General features: G+C 75.7%; 13 protein-coding genes. 9 read left to right on the top strand and 4 right to left on the bottom strand.

What is annotated here, in order from left to right; translation table 11 throughout:
- Window positions 1-58: 58 nt before the first annotated feature.
- Window positions 59-1,051 (top strand): N-acetylglucosamine kinase, encoded by a 993-nt coding sequence (locus R2D22_RS32760; protein WP_318108695.1) that lies wholly within the window; start codon window positions 59-61, stop codon window positions 1,049-1,051.
- Between the two features lie 95 nt (window positions 1,052-1,146).
- Window positions 1,147-2,067 carry a sirohydrochlorin chelatase gene (locus R2D22_RS32755; RefSeq protein WP_318108694.1) on the top strand — a complete coding sequence of 307 codons (921 nt, stop codon included), beginning with the start codon at window positions 1,147-1,149 and terminating at the stop codon, window positions 2,065-2,067.
- Window positions 2,068-2,153: 86 nt separating this feature from the next.
- Here R2D22_RS32755 and R2D22_RS32750 read toward each other — a convergent pair whose 3' ends face one another.
- Both R2D22_RS32750 and R2D22_RS32745 read right to left on the bottom strand, forming a co-directional pair.
- Entirely contained in the window at window positions 2,154-3,215 is a 1,062-nt protein-coding gene (locus R2D22_RS32750; protein WP_318108693.1) for a lactonase family protein, read from the bottom strand.
- Between the two features lie 61 nt (window positions 3,216-3,276).
- Window positions 3,277-4,782 (bottom strand): FUSC family protein, encoded by a 1,506-nt coding sequence (locus R2D22_RS32745; RefSeq protein ID WP_318110123.1) that lies wholly within the window; start codon window positions 4,780-4,782, stop codon window positions 3,277-3,279.
- 403 nt (window positions 4,783-5,185) lie between these two features.
- On the opposite strand from R2D22_RS32745, the gene R2D22_RS32740 reads away from it, so the two are divergent.
- The 5 genes from R2D22_RS32740 (at window position 5,186) to R2D22_RS32720 (ending at window position 9,757) form a co-directional block, all read left to right on the top strand.
- Window positions 5,186-5,512, top strand: a complete 327-nt coding sequence (locus R2D22_RS32740; RefSeq protein WP_318108692.1) for a hypothetical protein — start codon at window positions 5,186-5,188, stop codon at window positions 5,510-5,512.
- Window positions 5,513-5,640: 128 nt separating this feature from the next.
- Window positions 5,641-8,094 (top strand): FUSC family protein, encoded by a 2,454-nt coding sequence (locus R2D22_RS32735; protein WP_318108691.1) that lies wholly within the window; start codon window positions 5,641-5,643, stop codon window positions 8,092-8,094.
- An 11-nt stretch (window positions 8,095-8,105) separates the two neighbouring features.
- Window positions 8,106-8,744, top strand: a complete 639-nt coding sequence (locus R2D22_RS32730; protein WP_318108690.1) for a LysE family translocator — start codon at window positions 8,106-8,108, stop codon at window positions 8,742-8,744.
- A gap of 97 nt (window positions 8,745-8,841) precedes the next feature.
- A complete protein-coding gene (locus tag R2D22_RS32725; RefSeq protein ID WP_318108689.1) occupies window positions 8,842-9,093 on the top strand; it encodes an EF-hand domain-containing protein in 252 nt (83 codons plus the stop codon).
- A 190-nt stretch (window positions 9,094-9,283) separates the two neighbouring features.
- Window positions 9,284-9,757, top strand: coding sequence for an Lrp/AsnC family transcriptional regulator (locus R2D22_RS32720; protein ID WP_318108688.1), 474 nt, complete (start codon window positions 9,284-9,286; stop codon window positions 9,755-9,757).
- A 6-nt stretch (window positions 9,758-9,763) separates the two neighbouring features.
- Here the strand turns inward: R2D22_RS32720 and R2D22_RS32715 are convergent, their stop codons facing one another.
- On the bottom strand, window positions 9,764-10,687 hold the full coding sequence (locus R2D22_RS32715; RefSeq protein WP_318108687.1) for a carbon-nitrogen hydrolase family protein: 924 nt from the start codon (window positions 10,685-10,687) through the stop codon (window positions 9,764-9,766).
- Between the two features lie 4 nt (window positions 10,688-10,691).
- On the bottom strand, window positions 10,692-12,173 hold the full coding sequence (locus tag R2D22_RS32710) for an APC family permease (protein WP_318108686.1): 1,482 nt from the start codon (window positions 12,171-12,173) through the stop codon (window positions 10,692-10,694).
- Between the two features lie 160 nt (window positions 12,174-12,333).
- On the opposite strand from R2D22_RS32710, the gene R2D22_RS32705 reads away from it, so the two are divergent.
- Together R2D22_RS32705 and R2D22_RS32700 are read left to right on the top strand one after the other, a co-directional pair.
- A complete protein-coding gene (locus tag R2D22_RS32705) occupies window positions 12,334-12,936 on the top strand; it encodes a TetR/AcrR family transcriptional regulator (protein ID WP_318108685.1) in 603 nt (200 codons plus the stop codon).
- Between the two features lie 98 nt (window positions 12,937-13,034).
- Window positions 13,035-17,714, top strand: coding sequence for a HEAT repeat domain-containing protein (locus tag R2D22_RS32700; RefSeq protein WP_318108684.1), 4,680 nt, complete (start codon window positions 13,035-13,037; stop codon window positions 17,712-17,714).
- Window position 17,715: the final 1 nt, after the last annotated feature.

Here is a 17,715-nt window from a genome sequence, read left to right as displayed (position 1 = left end):
CGTGACTCTACCGGCCTGCACCGACAACGCAGATCGGCCCGGGGATAGGGTGCCCGGCGTGGACAGTGCCGTGAACGAGTGGGTCGTCGGGGTCGATTCGGGGGGCTCGGGGCTGCGCATCGCCTGCGCCGAAGCGGCCGGAGGGCGCGTGGCGGCGACGGAGTCGACGCGCGAGCCGGTGCGCACCGGGCCCGGCGGGATGGACGCCGGTCATCTCCTCGCGCAGGTACTGCCGCCGGTGGAGGCGTTCCTGGCCCGGTCCGGCGGCCGGGTGACCGCCGTGGCGGTCGGCGCCGCCGGGATGGCGACGCTCGGGGACGAACTGCGGGCCGAACTGCCCCGCGCCCTGGCGCGGGCGCTCGGGGTGCGCCGGCTCGCGCTGGCCGCCGACGCGGTCACCGCGTACGCGGGTGCCCTCGGGCAGCGGCCCGGCGCGGTCGTGGCCGGCGGTACGGGCCTGATCGCGCTCGGCACCGATCTGTCCGGCTGGCGCCGCGCCGACGGCTGGGGCCATCTGCTCGGCGACTGCGGCAGCGGCGCCTGGATCGGCCGGGTCGGTCTGGAGGCGGCGATGCGCGCGTACGACGGACGCCGCCACGGCTCGGCCGCCCTGCTCGCCCGCGCCGAGGAGCGGTTCGGCCCGGCGGCCGGGCTGCCGGGCGCGCTGTACCCGCGCACGGACCGGCCCGCCGTGCTGGCCTCCTTCGCACCCGAGGTCGCACGGTGCGCCACGGAGGGGGACCGCGTGGCATCACGCCTGCTGCGGCACGCGGCGGCGCACATCGCCGAGGCCGCGGCCGCGGCGTGCCCCGCCGCCGGCGACGAGCGGGCAGGGGAGGTCGAAGTCGCGCTGACCGGTGGACTGTTCAGACTCGGCGAGCCGCTGCTCGTACCGCTGGAGGAAGAACTGACCGCACAACTCCCGCACGCCCGGCGGGTGGCCGCGGCCGGGGACCCGCTGTCCGGAGCGGTCACGCTCGCCGGCGCCCTCGCGACCGGAACGCTCCGGCTGCCGGAGGACCCGCACCTGCTGTACGTACCCGATCATTGACCCCGTAAGGAGCAGGTCGGACAAACGCGGGCATCCGACGCCGAGTCGCACCTCAGCGAACAGCCGGACGGGCAAAGCCAGTAGCATGCGGCGCCATGAGCTCCCCCACTGGGCCCGCTTCCGGCCTGCCTGTACGAATGCCGCGACCCCGCCAGCCCGGGCGGCACCGCCGACCCGAACCCGTGGCGGCGCCCGAGGGCGCTCCGACGCTGGTTCTGGCGGTCCCCGGCACGCCCTCCCCGGCCATACGCTCCCTCGCCGAAGAGGTCGTCAGCATCGCCCGTTCCGAGCTGCCCGGCCTGGAGGCCGTGATCGGCTACCTGGACGGTGACGACGCCGAGTACCCCACCCTCGGGTCCGTGCTCGCGCAGGTCTCCGCGCTGCGCACCGAGCGGTACGAGATCGCCCTGGCCGCGGGCCGCGAGGTCAGCGCTCCCGAGGGCCCGGCCGCGGTCGTGGTCCCGCTGCTCGCCGGCCCGGACAGCGCGCGGATGCGCCAGATCCGCCAGGCCGTGACGGCCAGCGGCTCGGGCGCCGAGCTGACCGACGTGCTCGGCCCGCACCCGCTGCTCGCCGAGGCGCTGCACGTCCGGCTCTCCGAGGCGGGTCTGTCGCGCGCCGACCGCGCCCGGCTGTTCACGGTCGCCACCGCCGCCGACGGCATCATCCTGGCGACGGTCGGCGGCGAGGAGGCCGTGCAGGCCGCCGGCATCACCGGCATGCTGCTGGCCGCGCGCCTGGCCGTCCCGGTGATCGCCGCCGCCCTGGACCAGGAGGGCTCGATCGCCTCTGTCGCGGATCAGCTGCGCGGCGCGGGCTCCGCCCAGCTGGCGCTGGCCCCGTACCTGGTCGGCCCGGAGCTGGCCGAGGGCCTGCTCGACGAGGCGGCGAAGGAAGCGGGCTGCGCGGCCTCCGAGCCGCTCGGCGCGTACCCGGCCATCGGCAAGCTGGTCCTGTCGCAGTACGCGGCGACCCTGGGCATCAGCCCGCAGCAGCAGGGCGCCCCGACCCACTGACGGGGGCACGGAGGCAGCCGCAGAGGCAGTAAGGGCCCGTACCGGACGTCCGGTACGGGCCCTTCTCCGTCGGGCGGGGCGGGTCGTCAGGCGAAGACCACACAGGACGCGGCGGGGGCGGGGAGCGAACCCGCCCGGACCGGGATGCCCGTCTCCCGGTCCACGTCGAACCAGGTCACGTCGCCGGAGCGCTCGTTCGCCGCGTACAGCCGGCCCGACGCGGGTTCCAGGGTGAGGTCGCGCGGCCAGTGCCCGCCGCACGGCACCGTGGCGACCGGTTCGGCCTTGTCGCCGGACGGGGTGAGCGCGAGGACGGCGATGCTGTCGTCGCCGCGCACCGCGGCGAACGCGAAGCGGCCGTCGGCCGCCACGACGATCGTGGACGGGTAGCTCGGCTCCCGCGCGCCCTCGGGCCCCTCGGGCAGCACCGAGGTCTCCCCCAGCGGCTCCACGACGCCTCCGACGGCGTCCCAGCGGCACACGGTGACGGTGGGCTCCAGCTCGTTCAGCACGTACAGGTGCGTGCCGGCCGGGTGGAAGGCGAGGTGCCGGGGCCCGGTGCCGGGCCGCAGCGCGGTCTCCCGGTGCGTGCGCAGCACGCCCGTGGCCGGGTCGAGGGCGCACACCCGCACCGAGTCGGTGCCGAGGTCCACGCTCAGGATCCAGCGCCCGCCAGGGGCGGGCAGCACCTGGTGGGCGTGCGGTCCGGACTGCCGGTCCGCGACGGGGCCGGAGCCCTCGTGCCGGAGCACGTCGGAGGAGGGGAGCAGGGTGCCGTCCGGGCCGAGCGGAAGGGCGCTGACGCCGCCGGAGGTGTAGTTGGCCGTCAGGACGTGACCGGCGGCGACGCACAGGTGGGTGGGGCCGGAGCCGCGTACCGGCGCCGGCGGGCCGAGCGGCTCCGGTACGGGTCCCGTGACATCGAACGCGGCCACGGCCCCGTCGTCGGTCTCGGAGACCGCGTACAGGACGGGGCGGCCGTCGCCGGCCCGTCCGAGCGTGAGGAACGACGGGTCCGCGACCGCGTCGGTCGCCCCCGTCTCCGTCAGCGCCCCGGTCTCCGGGTCGACGGAGGCGGCGGTGACGCCCCGCCCCCCGGCCGAGGTGAACGATCCGATGAATGCCCGTACTGCGCCCTGCTCGGCCACAGCCTCTCCCCTCCGCGCGCTCGGTCTGCGCGCCGACGGTAGCAGCCGGTCTAGACCAACGTCAGGCAGCCGGGACGAGCGGGTCGCGCGGCGAGGAGCCGAGCGGGGTCGCCAGCTCGGCGAGGGCCTTCTCCAGGCCGTGCAAGTGCACGAGGGCCGGCTCGCCCCGCTCCTGGTGCGGGGTGTCGCGGTACGCCTCCGCCGTCACCCGGCAGCAGCCCAGCTCGTCGGCGGTGAGCGCCTCCACGGCGGCCTCGACGCGCCAGCAGGCGGCGGCGAGACGCGCGTCGTGCGCCGCGTCCGGGTCGGCGGCGACAGTCACCAGGCCGCGCACCTCGCGGGCGGCGGCGTCGAGCAGCTCGATGACGTGGCGGGCCCGGGCCTTGCGGGCGCGGAACGGGTTCAGGGGGTGCAGCAGCGGCGCGAGCGCCATCCGCACCCGGCCGAGCAGCAGCTCCAGCTCGGCGGCGTGCGGCGCCGGGTCGCCCGCGGGGTCGCCGGCGAGCCGGGCGATCGCCTCGGCGGTCGCCGCGTGCATGCTGTGCAGGGCCCGCTGGATCCAGGCGTGGTTCGTGGCGTGCGTGGTGATCGGCAGGACCAGGGCGACCGCGAGGCCGGCGCAGGCCGCGCCGACGCCCGTCTCGGCGAACCGCAGCACGAGCAGGCCGGTGTCCAGCACGCCGAGCAGCCCGTACAGCGAGCTGGCCATGACCGTGACCGCCAGCATCATCCAGGAGTACGAGACGGCCGCGGTGTAGAAGATCCCGAAGACGCAGAGGGCGACCAGGACCGCGGTCGGCGCGGGCGCTCCGTGCAGCGGCAGGGCGATCAGCAGACCGAGGACGATGCCGACGACGGTGCCGAGCACCCGGCGGAAGCCGCGGACCAGGGTCTCGCCGCGCGAGGTGGTGTTGACGAAGATCCACCAGACGGTGCCGACGGCCCAGTACCAGCGCTCGTCCGAGAGCACCTGGCCGACGACCAGCGCCACGGCACAGGCCGCGGCGGCCTGGACGGCCTGCCGGGTGGTGGCCCGGGCGAGCCCGGCGCCGGGCAGCGCGGGCGGGGGTGCGGCGGGCGGATTGCGGCGCTCGATCGGCCAGAGCACGAAGCGGGTGGTCCCGGCCGCGACGAGGGCCAGGAGCACGGCGGCGTACAGCTCAGGCAGCTGGGCGGGGACCGCGTGCAGGAACTGGGTGCTGAAGAAGTCCATGAACGCGAAGATCCCGAGGGCATGGCCGCGGGGGCCCCAGCGCCTGGCGTAGACGCCGACCAGGACGACCAGGACGAAGGCCGTGTCGCGCAGCAGCGGGAGGCCGTGCAGGGTCGTGGCCAGGGCGAGGACGGGGAAGCCCGCGACGGGCAGCAGCGCGGTGGTGATCTTCTGGTCGCGGACGGTCGCGTCGGTGACCGTGAAGAGCGCGAGGAGCGCGGCCAGGCCGCCGACGATCGATGCGACCAGCGACAGTCCGCAGGCCTGGGCGGCGGCGACGGCGAGGCCGACGCCGATCACGGCGCGCAGTGCGGTGCGCAGTCTCAGGAGTCCCGGGTCAGGAGCCACGAACATCTTCTTCACGGCGGTGCGCCGCCCCCCTCGCAGTGGTGCGCGCCGGCCCTCGGCGGCCCGGGGTGGGGGGCCGCTCGGCGGACACGACGAAAGCACCGCGGTCCCGGGCGGCGTCGTTGCCGTCCGGCGCTGCGGCGCCAGGAAGTACTTGGATGCTTGGCAGGGTACCGGCGGGGGTACAGGTGGCTCAACAGAGCTGAGGACGAGTGGGCCAATGGCACAGTCCCGGCGTGATCCGTGGGGCCAGGAGTGGACCAATGGTGGACGTTCGGACATGCCGGGCGTCTCCTCCCCCGCGCGGCATGCGGGCAGTGTGACCCATGGAGGCCACACTTATCCTCGACAGTGAGCGGCGCCCGCGCGGAGGGCCGCCGAACCCCGGGGTCTGAACGGCAGGTGGGCCATGATCATCAGCCACGTCATCGACGACGGCGTCCTGCATGTCAAGATCCTTCGGGACCTCGACATCACGAACCGGGCCGCGGCCGCCCTGCAGATCGAGGCGCTCGTCTCCGCGCACCGCCCGGCCTCCGTCACCGTCGAACTCCCCGCCGGCCCGCCCTCCCCCGCCACGCTCAGCGCCCTCGCGCGCGCCCAGCGCATGTGCCAGAGCATGTCCGTCCCGCTCACCGCGACCTCTCCGGGCTCCTCCGAGGCGTATCTGGAAGGCATCGGCGCCGGAAACCCGGGGTCCCGGCGGCTGCACTTCGGGGCCCGCCAGGACCACTGACGCGCCGCCCGGCGTGCGCGTGCCGTCGCGCCGGGGCGGGGTGATGCTGGTGGCATGGCTGTGATGCCGGCGGCACGGCCGGTGCCGTGCAGGCACCCGGCGCGCCGCACCCGTCGAGGGCGTCCCGGGTGACCCTCCCGGCCGCCTACCGCGACGCGGCCCGCCGGGCGACGCGGGTCACCGCCGCCGCGGCCGGCGGCTTCTACCTGTTCCTGTACGGCGTCGGCTCGGCGACCAGCGCCACGTACGCGCTGTTCGGCGCCGTCGCCCTCGGCGGGCTCGCCCGCGTCCCCGGCACCGGACGGCAGCGGGCCGCCCAGATCCTCCGGCTGACGCCGTGGTGCTGGGTGCTGGTGACGCTCGGCACGTTCCTGGCCGTGCGCACCTGGAGCGCGGTGGTGGGGATGCTGGTCATCGGGTTCGCCCTGGCCTTCCTCGGGGCGGCCGGGCCCCGGGCCGCCGGTGCGGCACCCGGGCTCCAACTCCTGTACATCCTGCCGAGCTTCCCGCCCTACGCACCGGGCTCGCTCGACGAGCGGCTGGCCGGGACCACGGTGGGACTGGGGCTGCTGGTCCTTGCCGAGGCGTTCCTGTTCCGCGACCCCGCCGTGCTCCCCTACCGCGCCCGGGTGGCCGCGGCCGCCCGGCTCGCCGGACGGTGCGCAGGGGCGTTGACGGCGCCGCAGTACGCGCTGAGCGAGGCGGAGCTACGGGAGGCACACGCCGCGTCCGAGAGGCTGCGACCGTCCCACGTACCGGAGGCGGACCGACCGGCGGGGCCGGGCGTCCGGGACCGGGCCCTCGCCCAGGCGGGGCTGGCCGCCCGGGCACTGCTGAGCCGGCTGGCGCTGCTCGGACCGGCGCCGTCGGGCACGGACACCGACCGCACCGGCCCGGAGGTGCTCAGGGCGGTGGGACGGGCGGCGGAAGGCACCGCGGAGCGGCTGGCGGGCGCGGCGCCGGTGGCCGGGGACGGATCCGACCCGCATGCCGAGCTGGGCCGGGCCCGGTCCGCGCTGGCGGCCGGAGCGGCGGAGCCGGCCACGGCCGCGCCGGAGGTGCTGCGCCGGCGCGCGGCGGTGCTGGAGATCGCGGACGCGACGCTCGCCCTGTCGATGGCCGCGTCCCTCGCCGTACGCGGGCGCGGTGCCGGGGCCGTCGCCTCGCCGGGCCGCTTCTGGTACGCGGGCAAGCGCGCCCCGGAGCTGTGGTGGCACCGGCTGGCGGGCAACGCGGGGCAGCGGTCGGTGTACTTCCAGAACGCGGTGCGCATCAGTCTGGCGCTGGCGGCTGCCCGCCTGGTCGCGGGCGTGGACACGCTGCCGCACGGGTTCTGGGCGCTGCTCGCGACCCTGACGCTGACCCGCACGACCGTGGCCGAGACGCGGGTGACCGTCCGGCGGGCACTGACCGGAACACTCCTCGGCGCGCTGGCGGCGGCCGGCCTGCTGATCGCGGTGGGCACGGACACGGCGGTGCTCGCGGCCACGCTGCCCCTGATGATGCTGTTCGCGTTCACGGTGGGCCCGGTGAAGGGCGTGGGGTGGGCGCAGGGCCTGTTCACGGTCCTGATCACGATGGTCTTCGCGCAACTCGCGCACTCGACCTGGGAACTCGCCGAGTTCCGCCTCCTGGAGGTGCTGACCGGGAGCGCGATCGGCGCGGTCTTCGGGCTGCTGGCGTGGCCGCGCGGCGCGCACGACGAGATGCGCCGGTCGGGCGCGGCGCTGCTGCGCGGTGCGGCGGAGATCGTGGTGGCCACGGCCGCGGCGGTGGTGGCCGGCGGGACCCGGGAGCAACGGCTCACGGCGCCGGGGCACCGGTCGCTCCAGCACGAGCTGATCCTGGCGGAGTCGGCCTTCGCCCAGTTCCAGAGCGAGCCGAAGGGCCTGACGGGCGGGGGCGGGGTGCTGTACGTGGCGCCGGGAGGCGGGGACGGGGCGGACGGGCCGGAAGGGCACGACGGACAGCGCACGGCGGTAGCGGCGAGGCCGGACGGGCAGGGCGCGGCTGACAGGCAGGGCGGGCCGGACAGGCAGGGCGGGCCGGACAGGCAAGGCGGGCCGGACAGGCAAGGCGGGCCGGACGGGCGGGGCTCGCCGGACAGGCGGGGCTCGCCGGACAGGCGGGGCTCGCCGGACAGGCGGGGCTCGCCGGACAGGCGGGGCTCGCCGGACGGGCAGGAGCGCCGGGAGCCGGACTGGCAGGCCACGCTGATGATGGGCCATCACACCCTGTGGGGCTCGGACCGCCTGCTGGTGTCTCCCCCGCCGCCGGCCGGGCCGGCCGGGCCCGTGTCCGTCCCGCCGCTGGACCGGGAGGCCGCCGCGGAGGTGCTGCGGCTGGGCGACCGGGTGGCGGGCCGGATGCTGTTGGTGTCGGCGGCGCTCGACCCGGGCGGGGACACTCCCGAGGCGCCCGTGCCCCTGCGCGATCCGGCCGTGGCCGGCTTCGAGGCGCAGCCCGCGGGCGCACCGCCGCATTACTACGTGGCCGTGTCCTGGCTGGACTCCCTGGTCACCGACCTGGAACGGATCACGGGAACGGGCCGCGGCGGGGGCGGGGGTGCGGGTGTCGCATAGGCTGCGCGTCCATGGAAACCGGTACCGCCCTCTGGTCTTTCGCCCTCGTCGTCGGTCTGCTCACCATCACCCCCGGGCTCGACACGGCGCTCGTGCTGCGTACGTCGGCGGTCGGACACCGCCGCCGCGCCTGGGGCGTCGTCCTCGGCATCCAGGCGGGCACCTTCGCCTGGGGCGCGCTCACCTCGCTCGGCGTGACCGCCCTGCTCACCGCCTCCCACGTGGCGTACGAGGTGCTGCGTTGGGCAGGCGCGGCGTACCTGGTGTTGATGGGCGTCCGGATGCTCGCCGACACGCTGCGCCGGCGCGTCCCGGCCGTCGCGGACGACGACGAGGCCGCCCTCGGTGCGGACTCGCTGCCCGCCGGGTTCCGCCAGGGCGCCCTGACGAACCTGCTCAACCCGAAGGTCGGCGCGTTCTACGTGGCGGTCCTGCCGCAGTTCATCCCGCCGGGCGCCGGCCAGTTCACGACGGGTGTCCTGCTCACCTCGGTGCACGTCGCGCTGGGGCTCAGCTGGTCCACGGCCCTGATCGCCTGCGCCCGCGCGCTGCGCACCTGGCTCCGCCGCCCCGGGGCCCGTCGTCTCATGGACCGTGCCACCGGGACGGTCATCGCCGGCTTCGGGATCCGTCTCGCACTCTCCGACTGAGCGGATCACCACTGAACCCCCGGCCGCGACACCGCGTCTCCCCTGATGACCGCGGTGATCCCGACGGCCCCCCGGCCCGCCCCGAAAGGAACCGACCATGAGCGAGAAGGCTCGCAAGCTGTTCGACGCGATCGACCTCGATCACGACGGCACGCTCACCCGGATCGAGGTGATCACGGCGCTGCGGTCGAAGGGACCGACCCTCGCCGCGCAGGGCGACCTGCCCTTCTGGGGGCTCGGTGACGTGGACGCCGCCTCGGCGCTGTTCGACGCTGCGAACCAGGACGGCGACGACGTGCTCACGTTCGAGGAGTTCACCAAGGAGATCGACCGGCGCTTCGGCTGGTGACCCGCTGCCCGCCCGGGGTCAGGCGGGCAGCGGCGGGCGCGGTCGACTCCCTCGCAGCACTGCGGAAGATGTTCGGGATGTGAGGGGTGTGCGGGGGTGGTCCGGTCCGGCGGCTCGGGTTCTGCGCGTCCACTGGGCCATTGGTACGGTCGAAGGACCGGACATCTGGCCATGAGGAGGCCGACGGACCATGGCCGTCGACACGCTCGACACCCGCATCCTGCGGCTGCTGATCGAGCAGCCGCGCACCAGCGTGCGCGAGTACGCCCGGATCCTCGGCGTCGCCCGGGGCACCCTGCAGGCCCGGATCGACCGGATGGAGCGCGACGGGGTGATCACCGGCACCGGTCCGGTTCTCTCCCCGGCGGCGCTCGGGCACCCGGTGCTCGCTTTCGTGCACATCGAGGTGACACAGGGTCATCTCGACGAGGTCGGGGACGCGCTCGCGGCCGTACCCGAGATCGTCGAGGCGTTCTCGATCACCGGCGGCGGGGACCTGCTGACCCGGGTGGTGGCCCGGGACAACGGTCATCTGGAGGACGTGATCCAGCGGCTGATCAACATGCCCGGGGTGGTCAGGACCCGGACGGAGATGGCCCTGCGCGAACGCGTCCCGCACCGGCTGCTCCCCCTGGTGGAGTCGGTGGGCCGGGCGGCGCCGTAGGCCGCGTCAGGCGATCGGGACCTCGGACCGGGGCCGGCGCCGTGACTCGGGCCGGGGCCGGGGCTCGTGCCGGGGCTCGGGCCGGGGCCGGAAGGACCCCCCGTACGCGGGCAGATCGATCCGTTCGCCGTAGCGGGCGAGTTGGTCCCACGGCCGGTTGAGGCCGGCGGAGCCGTACGTCCGTACCCGCGTCACCGCGTCCAGGTCGAGGACGTCGACCAGGACCTCCTCGCCGGAGCCGGCCTGCTGGCGGACCAGCCCCTCGGGGTCGACGACCGCGCTCGCCCCGACCCCCGCCGGGGCGGCGGCGTTGAGGTTCACCACGTAGACCTGGTTGGTCCAGGCGTTGGCGCGGGCGCAGACCAGTTCCATCTCGCGGTCGCGGGTGGTGGTGAGGGTGGGCTGCAGGATCACCTCCGCGCCCAGCCAGGCGAGTTGCCGGGCGGTCTCGGGGAACGACCCGTCGTAGCAGATCGCGAGCCCCGCGCGCCCGATACCGGGCAGGTCGAAGACGGTGAACTCGGTTCCGGGCGCGGTCGCCTCGTACGGCTGCCACGGAAAGACCTTGCGGTACGCGGCGACCAGCTCGCCCTCCGGGGAGACCGCGATCGCGGTGTTGTACACGAGACCGTCACCGGCGCGCTCGTACAGGCTGCCCGGGACTAGCCAGAGCCCCGTCTCCCGGGCGAGGGCGCAGATCCGGTCGGTCAGCGGGCCGGGGACGGTGACCGCCGCCTCGGCCATCCAGTCGGGGCGGGCTTCGAGGAGCGGGGCCTCGGCGGCGAGCATCAGCTCCGGGGCCAGGACGAGCTGCACGTGCGGGAAGGCGGCACGGACGGCGCGCACCTGGTCGGCGTACCGCTTCCAGGTGGCGTCGAGGTCATGGGGCACGGGAGTGGTCTGCACGGCCGCGACGGCGAGGGTGCGCATGGGGTCAGTCCTCCTGGACGGTCAGGTCGGCGACGGCCGTGCGGCCCTCGCGGAAGAATCGGGGGAAGCGGGCGCGGGCCACGGCCGTGGCGAGGGCGCCGACGAGGAGCGAGCCGACGCCGAGCAGGAACACGCCGCCGACGCCGCCGATCGCGGTGGACCCGTAGGCCGGGTCGAGCATGTCGTGGGCGCTGCGCGCGAAGGCGGCGAGCATCGCCAGCGCGCCGAGCAGCGGAAGCACGCCCTTGAGGAACAGGTCCCGCGTCGAGGCGCCCAGTTCGTGGCGGAAGTGCCAGACGCAGGCGAGCCCGGTGATGCCGTAGTAGAAGGCGATGAGCAGGCCGATGGAGAGGATCGCGTCGCCCAGGAAGTCCTCGGAGACCGCGGTGAGCAGGGTGAGCAGGGCCGCGGCGACGGCGCCGAAGAACACGGTGCCGAAGGCGGGGGTGCGGAAGCGGGGGTGGACGCGGCCGAAGGCCGGGGGCAGCGCGCCGTGCGCGGACATCGACAGGGTGGCGCGCGAGCTGCTGACGAGGCAGGTGAGCAGGGCGGCGACGGCGGAGACGCAGACGGCGAGCTGGACGACCTTGGCCAGTGTGTCGCCGAGCAGGCCCGGGGCGAGCGCGGCGAGGACGTCCGCGGCGGTCTCCTCGTCGCCGAGCCCGTCGGGGCCGCTGCCCGCGTACGAGATCGCGGCGAAGGCGGTGAACAGGTAGGTCCCGAGGAGGACGAGGGTGGAGATCACGGCCGCCTGCCCGGGGATGCGGGCGCTGTCGGTGGTCTCCTCGTTGACGGTGATGAGAGCGTCCCAGCCCCAGTAGATGAAGAGGCAGAGCAGCACGGCCTCGGCGAAGGGGCCGAATCCGTCGAAGCCGAAGGGATTCAGCCAGGCCACGGAGGGAGTGACGGCCCCGTCACGGGCGAAGGCGGCGACGCCGAAGGCGATCAGGGCGAGCAGCTGCAGGCCGAGGAGAACGTACTGGACCTCCGCGGCGAGGTGGATGCCCCGGCGCGCGACGCCGGTCACGACGACGAGCAGCAGCACGGCGGTGACGGTGACGGCGAGGGGGCTGCCGGCGAGGGAGTCCGGCGCCACCAGGTCGAGCAGATAGGCCGCGCCGACCTGGGCGAGCGAGGCCATGGCGAGGACGGTGGCGAACTGCACCGCCCAGCCACCGGAGAGCCACCCGACGTGCGGGCCGAAGGCGCGGGTGTTCCAGACGAAGGTGGTGCCGCAGTCCGGCATCCGCCGGTTGAGCTCGCGGAACGCGAACGCGGTCAGCAGGATCGGCACGAAGCCGACGAGCAGCGCGGCGGGGGCGAACCGGCCGCCGACGAGCGTCACGAAACCGAGGGTGACGGCGATGCTGTAGGCCGGCGCGACGGAGGACAGGCCGAGCACGACGGACGCGAGCAGGCCGACGGAGTCGTTGCGCAGACCCTTTCGGTGCGGGGTGCCGGTGTCGGGTGAGTCGGGTGGGTCCACGGGAACAGTCTGCGGGGTCAAGACGCCTCCAGGGGCGGGCGCGGATGAGGGGCGCGTTTCGCTAAACGGAGATTTAAGGAAACCGTCGGATCCCAGTCAATAGCTGGAGAGGTATCGTTGCGTTCTCATTCAGCGACACACTGTCGAGAGGATCCGTCCCGTGGCACGCCGCAAGGACCAGGAATCCCGCCGCGCCCAACTGGGCGAGGCCGCCCAGCGCGCCCTCCTCAACCGCGGACTCGCGGGCCTGCGCCTGCGCGACGTGGCCGAGGAGGCGGGCGTCACGCCGGCGGCGGTCCTGTACTACTACGAGGACCTCGACGCCCTCATGAACGAGACCTTCCAGCAGGCGATCGAGCGCTTCTGCCGACTGCGGGAGGAGGCCGTCGAGGCCGTCACCGACCCCGCCGAGCGCCTCCGCGTCTGCATCGAGTCGGGCGTCGCGACCGGACCGGACGACGCACTGCCCCGGCTCCTGTTCGAGTACTGGCCGCGCAGCCTGCGGGACCCCAAGGCGGCGGCGTTCGACGGGATCTTCACGGAGCGTCAGATCGCGGTCTACTACGCGATCCTGCTCCTGGGCCAGTCCCAGGGCGTGTTCACCCTCACGGACCCGCCCCGCCTCCTGGCGACGAGCTTCGTCGCCCTGGAGGACGGCTACCAGATGGAGATCCTCTCGGGCCGCCGCACCCGCCCGGAGGTCCTGACAGCCCTCAACTCCTTCGCGGCAGCGGTCACGGGGTACCGGCCGGCGGGGGCGTAGCCGGACGGGGACAGGGCTCGGAGGCGGACGGGATCGAAGGCTGACGGGCAGCCGAAACGTGCGTGCGGGGCGCGTGGAGCGGACCGTACGATCCCGGGGTGATCACGCCCTCGCACACTCCCCCGACCGGCACCACCACCCCTCCCCCCGGCGTTCCTGCGAGTGCCGAGGAGGCGCTCGCGTGGGCCGGGGGCGGCGGGGAGGCGGTGTCGGAGTGGCGGGAGTGGCCCGCGGAGGTGCTCGTGCCGTCCGTGAGGGTGGCGTGCCTGGGGGCGGAGATCCGGCACGATCCCGGGGCGCTTCGGGGTGAGGAGCGCGACGAAGCGCTGTACCAGGCCGTCCGGGGGACGCCGATCGGCTCTGTGCCGCGGGCGCGGGTGCGGGACCTCGTGGGGGAGCTGACCGGCGCCGCGGACGCCGTGCTGCAGGGCGAGGCACTGCGGCTGGCCCGGGAGGGGCTGCACGCGGGGGTGCTCGCGCCCCGGTTCGTACGCGCCGTCCTGACCGGGCTGCTGGGCTCCGGTACGCCCGCCGTGGTGAACGGTGCGCTGGACGAACTCGCCGAGCCCTGGGCGGCGTTGGAGCCGCTGCCGGTGGGCGCGCTCAGCGGGCTGCTCGCCCGTGCGACGGCGCCCGTCACCGCCGACGCCGTGCTGGCGACCGCGGCCTGTCACGGGCACGGCGAGCTGCTGCGGCGGGCCGCCGAGGACCGGGAACTCGCGCCCCGGGTGCGCCGGCGGGCGCTGGAACTGCTCGGGGAGACGGCGGAACGGACCGACGTCCCCGCCGTCCTCGCGCTCGCCGCCGAGGATCCGCTCCTGCTCGGCGGGCCTGCGGTCGCCTGCCTGCGCGCGATGCACCGACGCGGGCACTTCGTCACCGACCCGGACGTCCCGGCCGTGCTCGCCCTGGCCCTGGCCGACCACACGATCCCGGCCCGCACGGTGGCGACGATCCTGTACACCAGCCGCCACGAACTCCTGCGCGCGCTGCTGGACGCGGCCCCGGCCGCCCCCGACTGGCCCCGCCGCCTCGACCTGCTGACAGCCCTGGCCGCCCAGGGCGTCGACGAACTCCCGATCGCCTCGGAGATCGCCCGCGTCCTGCCGCTGGCCGAGACCCCGACGCCCTTCCTGCACGCCCTCCGCACCCTGCGCGCCCCCGAGACGGAGCCGGCGGTACTCGCCGCCCTCCCCCGGTGCCCGGCCGCGGCCCTGGACGCCCTCGAGGCCGTGGGCGGAGACCGGACCGTACGCTCCCTGGCCCGGGGCCTCGGCATCGACGGCCTGGACGGAGACGAGCCGTCCGCGGCGGCGGGCGATCCGCTGGACCCGGACGTTGTGGGTATCCCGTGGAGCGAGCGCGGTGGACCGCAAGGCGGACCGTCGTGGGGCCGGTGCCCGACGTCGGGGGCCGACACGGGCGAACGGCCCGGCGTCGCGCCCGGCGCAGGAGACAGCCAGGACGGCCGGGCGGCGTCGGGCCGACTCCGATCCGCCGCAGCCGGCGAAGCCGGGACGGCGCGCAGCGCGCCTGACGCAGGGCGCGGCGCGGGCGGCGATCCGGCGCGGGGCCGGACGACCGACGGAGCCGGCGAGGCCGAACCTGCTGGCATCGCCCCCGGCGAACGGCACCGCGCGGAATCCCGTCCTGCGCCGGGACGGGCCCTTGTCGCCGAGGCCGGTGGCGCCGGACCGGGTGGCATCGTGCCCGCGTTGCGGGCCGTGCGTCGGCAGGCGCTTGAGGTGCTCTGGCTGCTCACCACCGACCCGGAGCTGCGGCACCGGATCCTCGTGCGCCTGGATCCGGTCGGGTTGCCCGCGCGCGTGGCCGCCGACCTCGGGGGCCCCGACGAGGGCGAACTTGCCGTACTGGCTTCGCACTTGGATCCCGATCGGCCCGCCGACGCGCTGTGCCGGCTGGCCGCGCACGGCGGCGCTGCGACCCTGCCGGTGCTCGCCGACCTGCTGCTGCGGCTCACCGGCGACCTCGCCGCGTACGGGGAACCCGAGGGCTCCGGCGCCACAACCGGTGCCGTGCCGCCGGAGGCCGCGGACGCACTGGACGACCTCGGACGACGGCTGCCCGCGCGTCACTCCGAGCCCGCCGTCCCACCGGAGGTGGTGGACGCGCTGGCCGGTCTCGGGCGGCGGCTCCACGCGCGCGGCCGGATCCGGCCCGCGTGTCTGCTCGACGCCACGGACGAACAGTCCGCGGGTCACGCGCTCGTCGCGGACCTCGCGCTCGACCTGTTGGACCGGCCCGGGTTGTCCGCCGGCGAGCAGGCGGTCCTGCTCAAGCTCGTGCGGGACCTGCCTCACGCGCCGCACGCCCGCGTGCGGTCCCGGGTGCACCGGCTGCTGCGCCACCCCGACCGGCACGTCCGCAAGCACGTCGTCGCCCTGCTCGCGCGGGACACGGCCGGGGACGGCGTCGAAGCCCTGTCCGCCGGCCTGCTCACGCTGACCGGTCCGACCCGCGACCCCCAGACCGTGCGCCAGACCCTCGCCGCCCTCGGCCGGGCCGAGGCCCGCTGGGCGTCCGACGCGATCGCCGGCTGCCTCGGCCACCCGAACATGAACGTCCGCAAGACGGCCGCCGAGGCCCTGGCCACCGCCGGCACACCGCGGGCCGTACCGCCCCTGCTCCACCGGCTCGGCCGCGACGACAACCCGGGCCTGCGCGCCCTCGTCGTCCGGGCGCTGCGGTCCCTGCTGGGCGAGGCGTACGCGGCGACCGTCACCGCCGCGGCGGAGGGCGAGGGTGATGCCCGGATCCGCGACCGGCTGCGGGTAGCCCTGGACACCACCCCCACCCCCCGGGACGCCGACGTCGAGCAGCTCGCGGAACACGGCTGGGACCAGGAGATCGCCCTGCGCGTCGCCGAGCGCCTGGTGGAGCGCGGCCCGGCGATCGTGAACGACCGAGAGCCGCATCTGCGCCCGTACCTCGTCGATTGGCTCGCCCTCGCCGGCACGTCGGCGGACGCGCGCCGCACCGTACTGAGCCTGCTGCCGGACATCTGCCCAGGCCCGTGGGAGCGGCATGAACTCGCCGGGTTCGCCCGTGCCGTCCCGGTGTTCCTCGACGCCCTCGGCGAGGAGGACGGTGAGGGCCGGGACCGACTCATCGGGCTCCTCGAAGCCGCCGCGCCCCTGCTGCGGCCGGCGGTGGCGGCCGATGTCGTCACCGCCGTACGCGCCCTGCCGCCGCGCCCGGCAGGGCGGCGGTCCACGCTGCCCCTGCTGCGCCGCTGCGGCGCGGTCGTCGTGCGCACGGACCTCGACCGCGAACTGGCCTGCGCCGGACTCGCCGAGAACCCCGACGCGGCCCGCACCCGGCTCCTGCGCGAGGAGTTCGGCCTCGGGGAGTCGCAGCCGTACGAGGAAGCCGGCTGGCACGCCGAACTCACCACCGCGGCAAGGAGCATGGAGTCTCTTGCCGCGTTCCGCAGCAGGACGGCGCGGCTCGCACAAGCCGTACCCCGCTCGCGGGCGCAGCTCGCCGCGCTCGTCGATGCTCAGGCGGACGTGTCGCCCGCCGTGCGGGGCGCTCTGGTGGACTGGATGACGGAGCTTCAGCCCCTGGGCGAACCCGCGTGGACACTCGGGGAGCAGGCCAGGACCGCGGCGAGCGCGTCGCGGGCGGCGCAGGACGGCGACCTGGACCAGCCGAGGTCGGCGGCCCAGCGGGAGCGCCTCTACGAGATGTTGGCCTCGGCCACCCCCGACCGCCGCGACACTGCCGCCCGCACCCTCCTGACCTGGCCCGAACCGGCCCCACGCGCGGCGGTACTGGACGCGTACCTGCGCGGCCGGGTCGAGGTCCCCTCCCGAGACCTCCACCGCGCCCTGACCGAGGCCGCCCCCGGACTCATGAGGGAGGCCCCACCCGCCGACGGGCCGCGGGCCGAGCGGCTCGCTCGGATCGCCGTCTCGCTGGGCGCCCGGGACGCCGAGGAGTTGCTGCCGCTGCTGCTGCGGCTGTGGGAGCACGGGCCCGCCGACACGCGGCCCGACTTCGCACAGGCGCTGCGGAACGTGCCCTCCGACTCGCTGGCCGCTCGTCTGGAGGGGCGGATCGCCGCGGGGACCCTGGGGCTGCTGCCGCTGCTCGCCGGGCGGCCGTTGCTGCGGACGCCCACGCTCGCCCTGCTGGACGAGCAGTACCCGGACGCCCGGCTCGTCCTCGTCGACGGGCCGTTGCGCGGGCCGGGCGCGCCGGACGAGGACGCCGACGCGCTGCGCGCCCTGCGCGAGCGGACCCGCTCAGCGCCCCCGCAGCCACCCTCCCGGGAGGAGCTGTACCGGCTGGCGCGCTCCGGCGATCCGGAGCGGATCCGGCGCGCGCTCACCCGACTGTCCGAGGACGCCGACGGCGCACCGCACCCGGAACTCGCCGACCTGCTACGGGGGTTGCTGACCCATCCCAGCACCGGTGTCCGGCTGCACGCGCACCGCACCTCACGCGCCCTGCTCGACCGGGACACGCATCTCCGGCTCACCGAGGTGCTGCTCGACGACCCGCAGCCGGACGTCGTCCGCAGCGCGGTCCGCGTGCTCGCGCAGGCGCGGTGGCAACCGGCGACCCCGGCGCTCACGTCACTGCTGGACCACGCGCACCCGACCGTCCGGCGGGCGGCGGAGGACGGCCTCGTCCTCGTGGGCCCCGCCGCCGTTCCCGCGCTGCGCCGCGCCGTCTCGCGGGCCCGCCCCGACCGGCGGGCCCGTTACGCGGACGTCCTGGCCCGCGTCACCACCGCGGCGGAGGACACGTAGC

It is taken from the genome of Streptomyces sp. HUAS YS2 (assembly GCF_033343995.1).
Classification (GTDB): domain Bacteria; phylum Actinomycetota; class Actinomycetes; order Streptomycetales; family Streptomycetaceae; genus Streptomyces; species Streptomyces solicathayae.
The sequence above is the reverse complement of the archived record's forward strand: the minus strand, read 5'-3'. Positions and strand labels throughout refer to the sequence as shown.